The sequence below is a fragment of the Veillonella parvula genome, assembly GCF_047241225.1.
Lineage (GTDB): Bacteria > Bacillota > Negativicutes > Veillonellales > Veillonellaceae > Veillonella > Veillonella parvula_O.
The window spans coordinates 279,554-293,359 of sequence record NZ_JBKTIE010000002.1 but is presented as its reverse complement, the minus strand read 5'-3'; the positions used below and the strand labels follow the sequence as shown (position 1 = coordinate 293,359).

The 13,806-nt window shown below is 40.8% G+C and carries 10 protein-coding genes; 8 read left to right on the top strand and 2 right to left on the bottom strand.

Translation table 11 applies throughout. From position 1 onward, the window contains the following. Positions 1 to 26: 26 nt before the first annotated feature. Complete coding sequence (locus ACLRYO_RS04830; protein ID WP_278457312.1) at positions 27 to 845, bottom strand: MetQ/NlpA family ABC transporter substrate-binding protein; 819 nt, start codon at positions 843 to 845, stop codon at positions 27 to 29. Between the two features lie 261 nt (positions 846 to 1,106). Between ACLRYO_RS04830 and ACLRYO_RS04825 the strand changes: the two genes are divergently transcribed. The 3 genes from ACLRYO_RS04825 to ACLRYO_RS04815 all read left to right on the top strand — a co-directional run bounded on the left by ACLRYO_RS04825 (position 1,107) and on the right by ACLRYO_RS04815 (position 3,370). Beyond that, positions 1,107 to 2,273 carry an iron-containing alcohol dehydrogenase gene (locus tag ACLRYO_RS04825; RefSeq protein ID WP_278457311.1) on the top strand — a complete coding sequence of 389 codons (1,167 nt, stop codon included), beginning with the start codon at positions 1,107 to 1,109 and terminating at the stop codon, positions 2,271 to 2,273. Positions 2,274 to 2,373: 100 nt separating this feature from the next. Further along, a complete protein-coding gene (locus ACLRYO_RS04820) occupies positions 2,374 to 3,039 on the top strand; it encodes an AzlC family ABC transporter permease (protein ID WP_278457309.1) in 666 nt (221 codons plus the stop codon). Next, positions 3,032 to 3,370, top strand: coding sequence for a branched-chain amino acid transporter permease (locus ACLRYO_RS04815; protein ID WP_101928529.1), 339 nt, complete (start codon positions 3,032 to 3,034; stop codon positions 3,368 to 3,370). Before ACLRYO_RS04820 ends, ACLRYO_RS04815 begins: the two co-directional genes overlap by 8 nt. A gap of 102 nt (positions 3,371 to 3,472) precedes the next feature. Here ACLRYO_RS04815 and ACLRYO_RS04810 read toward each other — a convergent pair whose 3' ends face one another. Further along, positions 3,473 to 4,324 carry an aldo/keto reductase gene (locus ACLRYO_RS04810; protein WP_101928528.1) on the bottom strand — a complete coding sequence of 284 codons (852 nt, stop codon included), beginning with the start codon at positions 4,322 to 4,324 and terminating at the stop codon, positions 3,473 to 3,475. A 111-nt stretch (positions 4,325 to 4,435) separates the two neighbouring features. Here ACLRYO_RS04810 and ACLRYO_RS04805 point away from each other — a divergent pair, with 111 nt between their 5' ends. From ACLRYO_RS04805 to gltB, 5 genes are all read left to right on the top strand, one after another. Further along, a complete protein-coding gene (locus ACLRYO_RS04805; RefSeq protein ID WP_156697300.1) occupies positions 4,436 to 5,551 on the top strand; it encodes an efflux RND transporter periplasmic adaptor subunit in 1,116 nt (371 codons plus the stop codon). 101 nt (positions 5,552 to 5,652) lie between these two features. Then, positions 5,653 to 6,588, top strand: a complete 936-nt coding sequence (locus tag ACLRYO_RS04800) for a DUF2156 domain-containing protein (RefSeq protein WP_058948150.1) — start codon at positions 5,653 to 5,655, stop codon at positions 6,586 to 6,588. 229 nt (positions 6,589 to 6,817) lie between these two features. Continuing rightward, positions 6,818 to 8,011 carry an enhanced intracellular survival protein Eis gene (gene eis, locus ACLRYO_RS04795; RefSeq protein ID WP_118091255.1) on the top strand — a complete coding sequence of 398 codons (1,194 nt, stop codon included), beginning with the start codon at positions 6,818 to 6,820 and terminating at the stop codon, positions 8,009 to 8,011. Between the two features lies 1 nt (position 8,012). Then, positions 8,013 to 8,882, top strand: a complete 870-nt coding sequence (locus tag ACLRYO_RS04790; protein ID WP_024061287.1) for an RluA family pseudouridine synthase — start codon at positions 8,013 to 8,015, stop codon at positions 8,880 to 8,882. A gap of 315 nt (positions 8,883 to 9,197) precedes the next feature. Beyond that, complete coding sequence (gltB, locus tag ACLRYO_RS04785; RefSeq protein ID WP_021148599.1) at positions 9,198 to 13,781, top strand: glutamate synthase large subunit; 4,584 nt, start codon at positions 9,198 to 9,200, stop codon at positions 13,779 to 13,781. Positions 13,782 to 13,806 lie beyond the last annotated feature (25 nt).

The following is a 13,806-nucleotide window of genomic DNA, read 5'->3' as shown; positions in this document are numbered from 1 at the left end:
GTTATATAGTGACGATATAAACTTTATTAGTTGGCAGTTGTAATAGTGCCTTTGAATGTTTCGTCGATGTATTGTTTAATAGCATCAGATTTGTAAATATCTGCAATTTTTTTGTATGTTTCGTTGTCTTTGTCTTCACTACGAACTGCAAGTACGATAACTGTTAGTGGTTCATCTTTAGATTCGAAGAAGAAACCTTGTTTTTCTACACTAAGACCAGCACTTTGCACATAGTTCATTGGAATAACTGCAATTGTTACATCATCTAGACTACGAGGTAATTGAGCTGCTTCTAGTTCTTGAATCTTTATATTCTTCGGGTTAGATGTGATATCTGCAACTGTTGCTTTGAAGCCGACACCATCTTTTAACGTAATTAATCCAGCTTTAGCTAATAATGCTAATGCACGACCACCATTAGTAGGGTCATTTGGGATAGAAACAGTAGCGCCTTCAGGTACATCTTGTACGCTGTGTACGCTATTACTATATAAGCCCATACGCACCAAAATTGTTTTACCGATTGCTACTAAGTTGGAACCATTTTGTTTGTTAAAGTTTTCCATAAATGGTACATGTTGATAAGCATTCAGTTGAATATCGCCATCTGCAAGGGCTTTATCAGGTGTTACATAGTCTGAGAATTCAACTACTTTAAGATCGATTCCTTGTTTTTTAGCTTCTTTTGCTACAGCTTCAGCTACTTGTGCATGAGGACCAGATGTAGCACCTATTTTGATTTCTTTTTGTGTTTGTGTTGATTGATTTGATGTACTACCACAACCAGCGATAGTAAATGCAAGAGCACCGATAAGTAATGGTGCTAACAATGTTTTTAATTTCATATAATCATCCCTTTCAAGTCTTATAATGGTTATATCCTATCATGGATGAAGGGGATTTGTATATGATAAAAGCATATCAGTTAGCTATAGATTAAAACTATGGTGAAATTCTAGCTCATTTATAATACAATTCAATATAATATATTGATTAATGTGTTATATTGAATGTGTGATCGCTAGGTAGTAAATTTATATTTTAAATATTTTTGTATAATTCTAATATGGATTCATATATCTATATGTCGGATTAATGGAGGATGTATGTATAATTTTGATTTTTATAACCCTACACATATCGTATTTGGTAAAGACCGTTTAGATGAATTAGATACATTGGTACCAAAGGATGCAAAGGTGCTCATTACTTATGGTGGTGGCTCCGCTGTGCACAGTGGTCTTATTGATCGCATTGTGAAAGCTCTTGGTAACCGCAAAGTTGAGCAGTTTGGTGGTATTGAGCCAAACCCATCTCTTGAAACTTGTGAACGTGCGGTAGCTTTCATTAAAGAACATGGCGTAGATTTCGTTCTCGCTGTAGGCGGCGGTTCTGTAGTAGATGCTACAAAACTTATCGTTATGGGTGCTACCTATGATGGTCCCGTTATTGAGGTAATGAAAGTTGGTGTGCCAGAGGTTCCGGTAGACATGGTACCAAATCCATTACCATTTGGCACAGTTATGACACTACCTGCAACTGGTTCCGAAATGAACAATGGTGCAGTTATTACTTATGGTGACGGTAAATACCCTGTATTCAGTAGCTTAGTATTCCCTAAGTTCTCCATGCTTGATCCAACATTGACTTTCACCTTGCCTGAAAGACAAGTTAAGAATGGCGTTATCGATACCTTTGTGCATACCACAGAGCAGTATTTAACATACCCTGTAGAAGGTCGTATTCAAGATCGTTTCAGCGAAGGTATTTTAAAAACTATGATTGAAATCGGCAAAGAAACAGTAGAAAATCCAGAAAACTACGATATTCGTGCTAACCACGTGTGGGCCTCTACATTGGCATTAAATGGTTTAATTGGTGCCGGCGTGCCACAAGACTGGGCAACTCATCTGATTGGACATGAGTTAACTGCGGCGTACCATCTTGACCATGGTATTACATTGGCTATCGTATTACCTGCATTGTTAGAAGTGAAAAAAGCAGACAAACTTGAAAAATTGGCACAATATGCTACACGGGTATGGCATATTACAGAAGGTACAAACGAAGAAAAAGCGGACAAGGCTATCGCTAAAACTCGTGAATTCTTCGAGTCCCTTGGCGTATCTACGCATTTGAAAGACTATGGTCTTGGTGAAGAAGCAGTTGATAAAATTGTGAAACAATTAGAGGACCATGGCATGACACAACTTGGTGAAAATGGTGATGTAACACCAGAAGTAGCTCGCGAGATTTTAACGCGTGCCTTATAATTAAGGGGATTAACAGTGTAAACTTGTATGATATGGAAAGGAGGCGCTCCCTATAAATAAAATAAAAAATAGAAGTGCATTTTCTTTTGCACTTCCTATTATGATTCCCATGGGGCTTAGTTTCCTTTTTCTTGGAGTAGGCTTTGGTTTGTATGCTACCAGTCAAGGGTTTCCTTGGTGGACCGCTCCTGTTTTAGCTAGTACCATATTTGCAGGCTCCATGGAGTTCGTAACTATTGGGCTGTTAATGGCAGGCTTTGATTCAGTGAATACTTTTATGTTGACCTTGTTTGTCAATGGGCGCCATTTCTTCTATGGTCTATCTGCACTACAGCGATATGTGCATATGGGATGGAAATGGTTTCCTACAGTTGCGTGGATGTGTGATGAAAGCTTTGCAATTAATGTATCTACGAAGTTACCCGATGATGTAGATGAAAAATGGTTCTACTTCCATGTATCGTGGCTTAATTATATCTTCTGGGTGGTGAGTACTCTTGTAGGGGGATTGTTCGGTGATTTATTAGCATCTGTAGATTTGCGAGGTATTGGTTTTGTATTACCTGGCTTATTTATTGTTATATTCCTTGAAATGTTATTTAATGCTAAAAGTAATAATATTCGAGGCTTAGGTGCTGTTGGAGCCGTTGTAGCACTAGCAATGCTTCTATTAACGGGAAAATCCTTATTTATGCTTGCTTCTATGGGGTGTATGCTCGTAGTATGTTATATAGCGTATAAGTGGGGAGGTGTACATCTTGACTAGTTTTGAAATAGTCATTACCATTGCCATTGTTGTAGCGGGCACATTACTTACACGTTTCTCTGCTTTTCTTATTTTCCCACCTGGTAAGAAGGCCCCAGATTTTGTACAGTATTTAGGCAAGGCATTACCTGCAGCGGTTATGGGGATGCTTGTTGTGTATACCTTTAAAGATACAATTGTGTTATCCTATCCATATGGAGTACCGGAACTTATTGCTTTATTAGTGACCGTTGGCATGCATGTATGGAAACGAAATATGTTTATGTCTATTGGAGCCGGCACTGTAGTATACATGATACTTGTTCAAGCCGTATTTAATATACCTAAATAAAATAAAGTATACTAACATAAACTATAATAAAATAAAGAGCACTAAAATAAACCACTTATATCTATTCCTAAAGGAGGATATAAGTGGTTTTGTTTTTATGTTCTATTTAAGTTGTAATAATCTTTCAAGACCTAGTGCAGTGTGGTGGTCCTCTAAGAAGTCTTGTTGATCTAATAATTCCATAACATCCATGTCGATGTTAGTGAGTTTGAAATCGAATACATCAAAGTTAGCTTCCATATGGCTTACATTATTTGCCTTTGGTAATGGAATGATGCCTCGTTGAATATGCCAACGCAAGATGATTTGATGCTTTGTTACACCGTATTTTTCAGCCAAGCTTTTGATGATAGGATGATCAAAAATCGGTTGGCGATCACGGGTAAATGGAGACCATGCCATGCCTACAACTTGATGCTTTCTCATCAATTGTATAAGAGCTTGGCGTTGGTTGAATGGGTGACATTCAATTTGGTTCACTACAGGTTTTACATTACAGTGATATAGCAAGTCGATTAATCGGTCTTCATAAAAGTTAGAAAGACCTAACCCACGCAATATATTTTGGTCGTATAACTCCTCCATGGCGCGCCAAGAGCCGTAGTAATCGCCCAAAGGTTGGTGAACGAGCATGATGTCAATATAATTGGTATCTAGTTTCTTTAAGGAGCTTTCAACAGCACGCATCGTATTATCGTAGCCTGCATCGGTGTGCCAAATTTTAGTAGTGATGATTATATCTGTTCGTTTGATACCAGATGCTCTGATTCCTTTAGCCACGGCTTCTTCATTGCCATAATAGGCGGCCGTATCGAGTAAACGATAGCCTACGCTAAGTGCATTAGCAACAGCTTGTTCAGTCTCTCCTTCGGTACCTGTTTTATAGGTACCATAACCGATGGAGGGAATGAAGCTACCATTATTTAAAATCCTAAAGTCCATCCGTTCTTCCATGAGAACCTCCGTTATATCCATAAATTAAAGGAATTAGCTTTCATACAATTCTAACTGATTTTATGATATACTAAGGTATTGATAAAAATCAATATGATAGGAAGTGACAGAATGCAAATAAATCGTTTTTGCTCTGTAATTGCTATCCTTGGTGTTATGATTATGACACTCGCTATTGCGGGATGTGGTACGAAAACCGTATCCGTCGCAGAGGTAACGTACAAGGATATGCCGTTGCAGATTCATAATGATGCCAATGTAACGGCCCTTAATAAAGCGACGATAACGCCGACCTTGACGGGGCAGGTCGTGTATGCCGTGAAAGTAGGCGATCAAGTACAGCAAGGTCAAACTGTGGCAACTGTAGATACATCGGCTTTACAACAACAGCTAGCATCCTTGCAAGGACAATTAGCGCAAGCCCAATCACAATCATATGCCACAGCTGTGACGACTACGACTGCAGCATCTATAGACAGTACTCAACTGGAACAGGCTCAACGCATGCGTGAAGCGGGCATAATCACACAAAAAGAATATGATCGTATTTTGGAACGATCTCAACCACAAACTACAACAGTTACAACCGGTGGTGGCGGAGGCATCAATACGGCAGCCATTGAGGCACAAATCGCACAAGTATCGGCTCAGATGGCGGCATCTACAATCGTGGCTCCTATAGCAGGTACTGTAACATCTATCTATAACGAAGACCGTCAAATGGCGATTGCAGACCGTCCATTTATGATGATTCAGCAATCTACGCCGATGGTTGCATCCCTCAGCATTCCTCGTGATGCGGCTATGAAATTAGGTACACCTGAAGCGAAGAATGGCATGAAGGTACTTCTCAAGGTAGGTGACCAAGAATTACCAGGTGAATTGACTTACGTAGATATTACTCAACCTGAAAATGTGCCAAGTGTTCTTGTGAAAGCCACTTTCAATAATGAGAAAGGCCTAATCAAGGCTGGTGAATTCTATACACTCGTTATTGAATCTAATGTGAAAGCCAAGATGCTGACCGTTCCAACTAAGGCGGTTCGTGAAAACCAAGATGGCAAGTACATATATGTGTTAACTGAAAATAATACCGTTGACGTACGTGTTGTTGAAGTGGGTACTACAGTAGATGATGATGTAGCGATTATTTCTGGCCTAAATGAAGGTGATAAGGTTATCACTACAGATGGTACCTTTGAATTAGGGGAATCTGTAAAATTATAACTACAAATTAAGTGACTTCAATAGAGTATTATGAAGAGCCTAATGAATATTTGGCTATATTCAACTTTTACCGATAACGACGGTAACCTCAGAAGAGGAATCTGATAGGAGGGATTATTATTTTAGAATTTAAACGTTTTGAATTAAGAGATAAACCATTAATCGACAAGTATTTTGAACAACATCATTATGAAGCATCTGATAACTGCTTTACTACATTATTTATGTGGCAAGATGCGTACGGCATTCGTTGGGCTGAAGAAAATGGCGTGTTGTACATTCAAGGTGGCGGTAAGCGTGAACCATTCCTATTGCCTCCATTTGCTGGTAAAGATGCAAAGTTCCTTGATGGTTTATTGCGCGCTAAAGAATGGTTTGTGGAAAATAAATTGCCATTCCGCTTCAAAGGTATTAGCAAAATCATGAAAGAGCGCATGGAAGAATTATGTCCTGGACGCTACACATTCACACCTGACCGCGATAACTACGAATACATTTATAAGTCTGAAGATCTTATCAATTTGTCCGGTAAGAAGTTCCGTCAAAAGAAAAACCATTTAAATCAATTCCGCATGCAATATTCCAACTATGAATATGTGCCAATTACAGAAGATATCATTCCATTATGCCGCGAAACAGCAGCATCTTGGGTAGAAACCCATCATGAAGAAGGTATCGAAGATGAATTGGTTGCTATCAATTTATTATTTGATAACTGGGATGTGCTAGGCCTTAAAGGCGGCACCATTAAATTGTTTGGCCGCGTGGAAGCTTTCAGTATCGGTGAATTGTTGAATGATAAAATGGCGTTGATTCATATTGAAAAAGCAAATCCAGATATTCGTGGTTTGTACCAAGCGATCAATAATGAATTTATTCGTCATGAATTCAGCGATGTAGAATTCATTAACCGTGAAGAAGATATGGGCTTGCCTGGTCTTCGCCAAGCAAAAGAATCTTATAACCCAGATCATTTTGCTGAAAAATATGACGCAGTATATGCTAACGAAGCAGATAATGCGACAGGTGGTAAATAAAATCTGAGCTATGAAGTCGATGTGCTTCATAGCTCATTTTGTTATAATAGAATTGTTAGACTATCTATTTGAATGTAACTATCGTATCATCATGGCGATATGGCGATATGGCGATATGGCGATATGGCGATATGGCGATATGATGTGCTTAAATTAGATCAGATTAGATATTATACGCTGTGACGCGATAGATAGATAACGGCTCTTATGATATAACGAGGACAAAATTATGGAATTTAGAATTGCGATGGCTCAAGATACGCCTCATGTAGAAAATCTATGGGCGTACTGCTTTGAACCAAAGGAAGATCCATTCTTTCAATATTATTTTACAAATTGCTATGAACCAGAGAATACAATGGTCGGGTTAGAACAGGACCAATTGTTGAGTACCGTTCATTTGCGTCAATACAATCTTAATGTACGTGGTGCCGTATTGCCTACGAGCTATATGGTAGGCGTTGCAACGCATCCAGCAGCCCGCCGTGGTGGTGTAGGCGGTGCACTGTTAACTGCTGCACTAGAGGAGCTTCGTAAACGCGGTCAAGCTATGACGATTTTGATGCCATCCAAGGCAGCGTTCTATCAGCAATATGGTTGGGAACTTTATGCTCATCAATGGGTGAACACCATGTCGCTAGAAGACTTGCGCCCTATGACAGATAAAACGTTGAGCTTTGGCTTACTAAATAGCGTAGATCAATGGACTTTGTTAGATCCAGTATATAAAACATATACGGCTCGTCTTTCTGGCTACGCAGAACGTGGCGAAAAGGAATGGAAACGTTTGTTAGGCAGCTTCTTTGCAGAAGGTGTAAATGTTGCTGTAGTGCGCAACGATGACCATGTCATTGAAGGCTATGCAGTGTATCGTTTAGGTCAGCCTGAAATTCCTGTTACTGAGCTGGTTTACACGACACGCCGTGCACAACGTGCATTATTAAATTATTTCTATAATCACCGTTCTCAAGGTACGTCTATCCGTTGGAATGAAGGCCTTCACGATACATATTATCGCTTCTATCCTGATGGTAGAACTGGCCACGCTACCATGCCATATATGATGAGTCGTATTGTAGATGTAAAAGCTGCTTTTGAAGCAATTCCTGTCAATCAAGAGGCATTGATGATGCCTATAACAATGATCTTTGCTGTAAAAGATGGGCTTTGCAGTTGGAACGAAGGTCGCTATGAAGTACAATATGGCAGTGCATTAACTCCATCCGTTAAAAAGATTTCTGATACGATAGAGGATGAAACAGATATTACCATTGAGGTCGGTGCGTTGAGCCAGTTATTAATGGGCACACTTACGGCTCGAGACCTTGCGTTTGAAGGGAAACTTTCAGTAAGCGAAGAATGGTTAGACTATTTCGATATTCTCTATCCTGAACAAAAAACGTATATTAACGAGTGGTGGTAATATGAGCTGGAAAACATATACGGTGAAAGAACCGACAGAGTTGACGGTCTCTAAATATGTAAAGGAACGATTTTCCCTATCCGCTCGGGATATCCAAATGATGTTTCGCAAGAAACGGGTAAAAGTTAATAGCCGTGTGGCTCATTCGCAGCGAGCACTTAAAAAGGGTGATGTATTAACCTTAGAATTACCACAAGATAAGGATTATGGAGTAGACGTAGAAAAGGGGCCGATTACCGTTCTCTATGAAGATGCTCATACCCTAGTTGTGAATAAGGCTCCTTTTATGCTCGTTCATCCAGCAGGGCAAACAAAGTCTTGCACCTTAAGCAATTATATAGCTGGTTATTATGCGAAAAAGGGTGTAGTTCATAAGGTTCGTCCTGTGCATCGCCTCGACCGAGATACATCGGGGTGTATTCTATTTGGTAAAACAAAGGAAGCACAACAATATTATACTGATGAGCTACAAGCAGGGCGTATCGATCGTATTTATACAGGACTTGTAGAAGGTCGTATTGATGTGGATGGCATGGTAGATGCGCCTATTGGGGTAGATCCAGTATTTGATAATCGCCGTGTTATCGATGAGTTTGGTCAGTCGGCTCAAACGGAATATACCGTTCTCGGTCATGAAGGAGACAACACTCTGTTACGTTTTAAGTTGTTGACTGGCAGAACTCATCAAATTCGGGTTCACATGGAACATATTGGTCACCCTATTATTGGTGATGCTATGTATGGTACGCGCAATAAGCCCTATACACGCCAATGTTTGCACGCATCAGAGCTAACTTTCGTGCCGTATGGTAAAGACGAAGCTATTACGATTACCTGTGAAGTAGGGGATAATTTTGGTCGAGAAAAATAACTGTTGGTTTTTCCACTCTAAATAATAAGACTATCGTATTTATTGGATGAGAAGCTTATTATCCCTGTATCCTTGTATACAAAAAACAATAGTGATAAAAACTCATAGTCTATGCATGAAAAGCATAGACTATGTTTTTTTTATATTTTCAATTCACAGTGGACAGGAGTATACTGTGTATAGACATAAAATTCTATAGAATGTTAAATTGATAATTTTATAGAGAAATAGTTTGTTAGTTATACTTTTACCAAGACCGAACGGAACGATGCCGCAGTGCTTGGAATGATCAAGTGATATGAAGGAGTGCACGTTATGGATATGAAGCAAAGCACAATAGAGCAACAACGTCTAGATCAAGCTAGACTTGAAGCCAATGGTATGTACAGTAGCCAATTTGAAAAGGATGCGTGTGGCATGGGCTTCGTTGTTAATATTAAGGGGAAAAAATCTCATGATATTATCGACGATGGTTTACGCATTTTAGAGCGCTTGGAACATCGTGGCGGTGCCGGTGCCGACAAGGATACTGGGGATGGTGCCGGTATTTTAGTACAAATCCCACATGAGTTCTTCAAGCGCGAGTGTGAAGTGCTTGGTATTAATCTACCTGCAGCTGGCGAATATGGCGTAGGTATGGTCTTTGCCCATAAATATGAAAGTCTCCGTAACGAGCAAAAACGAATTCTCGAAGAGGTCGTACGCGAAGAGGGGCAAGTTGTTCTCGGCTGGCGTGAAGTACCGGTAGATGGTACAAAGGTTGGTAAAGAGGCTGCGGCGATTCGTCCTTGGATGATTCAAATCCTTATCGGCAAAGGCCCAGATGTAACTAACAATAAGGAATTTGAACGCAAATTATATATCATTCGTAAATTGGCGGAAAAACGCATTATTCCATTGAGCAAGGAATTGTCTAGCGATTTTTATATTGCCTCCTTGTCTTCTAAAACAATCGTATATAAAGGTATGTTAACACCTGGTCAATTGCGCGACTTTTACCTTGATTTGAGCGACCTTGATTTTACCTCCGCATTGGCAATGGTTCACTCCCGCTTCAGTACGAATACATTCCCAAGTTGGGCTCGAGCACATCCTAACCGTTTCTTAGTTCACAATGGTGAAATCAACACCATTCGCGGCAATGTAAACTGGATCAATGCTCGTGAAGGTAAAGCGGAATCTCCATTGTTCCCAGATATCAAAAAGGTATTCCCTGTAGTAGATGATAGCGGATCTGACTCTGCTATGTTTGATAACACATTAGAATTCTTGCACATGACAGGCCGCTCCTTGCCTCATGCGATTATGATGATGATTCCTGAGCCTTGGGAACGCAATAATCTCATGAGTCAAGAAAAACATGATTTCTATGAGTTCAATAGCTTTATGATGGAACCTTGGGATGGTCCTGCGGCTATGGGCTTTACCGATGGTACAGTTATCGGCGGTGTCCTTGACCGTAACGGTTTGCGTCCTGCTCGTTACTATGTGACAACAGATGATCGCGTTATCATGGCCTCCGAGGTTGGCGTTGTAAACGAAAATGCTGAAAACATCCGCGCTAAAGGCCGTTTGGAACCAGGTAAAATGCTACTCATTGATACAGCGGAGCAACGTATCATCTCTGATGAAGAAATCAAACATCGTGTCGCTACTGAATTACCATACAATGAATGGGTAAAGGAACACGTTATTCATTTGTCTGAAATTACGCAAGCCGATGAAAGTACAATTCCAACAGTAGATGATTTATTCAAAGAACAACAAGCTTTTGGTTATACCCAAGAAGACCTTGTGCGCATGATCGTGCCTATGGCAAAAGATGGGAAAGATCCTGTTGGTGCCATGGGAGCGGACGCGCCTTTAGCTATCTTGTCAGATAAACCACAATTGTTATATAGCTACTTCAAGCAAATGTTTGCGCAAGTAACGAATCCTCCAATTGATTCTATTCGTGAGGAAATGGTTACATCTACACGGGTTATGCTTGGTAACTCTGGGAATTTAACAGAACCTAACAAAGCTGGTACCTATGCATTGTCCATGCGTACCCCAATTCTTACAAACCAAGAATTGGCATCCATTAAAGCTCTTGATTGCCGTCGCATGAAATCTGTAACCTTGCCAATCCTATTTGATCCAACTAAGGGTGCCGAAGGCTTGCGCGATGCATTAGATGAATTGTGTGCTAAGGCAGAAGAAGCAGCTCGTACAGATCAAAATGTATTGATTTTATCTGATCGTGGTGTCGATGAACATCATGCGCCAATTCCAGCGTTGTTGGCTGTAGCAGCCGTTCACAATCACTTGATTAGCAAAGTATTGCGTACAGAAATTGGTCTCATCCTTGAATCTGGTGAACCTCGTGAAGTACATCACTTCTGTACATTAATCGGCTATGGTGTAACAGCTATCAACCCATACTTGGCGCTTGAAACTGTACGCGATTTACAAGCTCGGAAACGTCTTGGCGATATTACACCAGAACAGGCAGAAAAGAACTACATCAAGGCCGCTGTAGGTGGCATTATGAAGGTCATGTCCAAAATGGGTATTTCCACAGTTCGTTCCTACCACGGTGCACAAATCTTTGAAGCGTTGGGCTTGAATACTAACTTCATTAATAAGTTCTTCGTAAATACACCAACACGTATTGGCGGTATTGGTCTTGGTGGGGTAGCACATGAAGCATTAGCTCGTTTTGAACGTGCTTTCAAATCCGATGAAACAGTACTCGAACCAGGCGGTTGGTATGGTCCTGTAAAAGATGGGGAAGAGCATCTATTCAATCCTAAGACAATCGAGCTTTTACAAGAATCTCTTATCAACGGCGACTACGCAAAATATAAAGAATATTCCAAAGCGATTCGCAATGATTACCACGTTACATTGCGTTCCTTGATGGAATTGAACTACCCTGTAGGTGGCGGTATTCCTATCGAAGAGGTTGAACCTGAAGAATCCATCGTAAAACGCTTTAAAGCTGGTGCTATGAGCTACGGTGCGATCAGTAAAGAGGCGCATGAAGCCATTGCCATCGCTATGAATCGTTTAGGCTCCACATCTAACTCTGGTGAAGGCGGCGAAGATGTAGATCGTTTTAAACCATTGCCAAACGGCGATAGCATGAACTCCGAAGTAAAACAGATTGCATCTGGTCGTTTTGGGGTAACCGCAAACTACCTCATTCATGCAAAAGAATTGCAAATCAAATGTGCTCAAGGCGCTAAGCCAGGTGAAGGCGGTCAATTACCAGGCAAAAAAGTATATCCTGAAATTGCCAAGGCTCGTCACTCCACTCCAGGCGTTGAGCTCGTATCTCCACCACCGCATCATGATATTTACTCCATCGAAGACTTGGCAGAGTTGATTTACGACTTGAAATGCGTCAACAAAGATGCGCGTATTTCCGTTAAATTGACTTCTGAAGCAGGTGTTGGCACAATTGCTGCTGGTGTTGCGAAAGCAAAAGCAGATAACATCTTGATTTCCGGATACGATGGTGGTACAGGTGCAGCAGGTCGCACGTCTGTAAAACATGCAGGTGTACCTTGGGAACTTGGTCTCTCTGAAACTCATCAAACCTTGATGCTCAACAGATTGCGTGACCGTGTTCAATTAGAGGTAGACTCCAAGTTGATGACTGGTTTTGATGTGGCTGTAGCAGCCATGCTCGGTGCTGAGTTATTCGGCTTTGGTACATTGCCACTCGTTGCGGTGGGCTGTAAAATGGCTCGTGTATGTAATCTTAATACATGCCCTTACGGTGTAGCTACACAAGATGAAAAATTGCGTGCTCGTTTCACAGGTAAGCCTGAATATGTTGAAAACTTGATGATTTTCATCGCACGTGAATTGCGTGAAATCATGGCTCGTTTAGGTATTTGCTCCGTAGCTGAGCTCGTTGGTCGTATCGATCTTGTGCGTCAAAAATCTCAAGATGATAACTTCAAATTGTCTCGCGTTGATCTTAAACGCATATTGTTCCGTCCATACATTGATTCCTCTGTGGGACATATGCACATGGTTGACCAAGATCACGAGTTGGAACGCACCTTGGATATGTCCAAACTTTTGCGTATGTGCCGTCCTGCTATTGAGGATCAAAAACCGATTCGCGCTAAATTGGCTATCACTAACATCAACCGCGTTGTAGGTACCTTGGTTGGTTCTGAGGTGACACGTCGTTATGGTGAAAGCGGCTTGCCAGACAATACAATCAAGTTGAATTTCGAAGGCTCTGCGGGTCAATCCTTCGGTGCTTTCATTCCTAAAGGCATGACACTAGAACTTGAAGGTGATGCGAATGATTACCTCGGTAAAGGCTTGTCCGGCGGTACTATCACTGTATATCCACCTAAGAAATCCATCTTTGAAGCTGATGAAAATATCCTTATCGGTAACGTTGCCTTCTATGGTGCAACCTCTGGTACATCCTACATCAACGGTGTAGCTGGTGAACGTTTCGCCGTACGTAACAGCGGTATCACTGCCGTTGTGGAAGGCGTCGGCGACCATGGCTGTGAATACATGACTGGTGGCGAAGTGCTCGTACTCGGTAAAATTGGCCGTAACTTTGGAGCAGGTATGTCCGGTGGCTATGCGTACATCCTTGATTGCGATGAACGCTATGTCAACACAGGTCTCGTAGAATTACGTACTGCCAATAATGATGACCTTAAACGCATTAAAGAACTAGTAGAACAACATGTATTGCATACTAACTCTGCTAAAGGCCGTCACATCTTAGAAAACTGGAATAACTTTGTAAACAGATTTACAAAAGTTGTGCCTGTAGCCTATGAAGAAATGCAAGCTGCTATTGAACGCTTCAAAGAACAAGGCTTATCCTTAGAAGAAGCACAATTGGCTGCATTTAAAGAGAAATATGCAAAATAATTTTTAATTTGATTGAATATCGTTT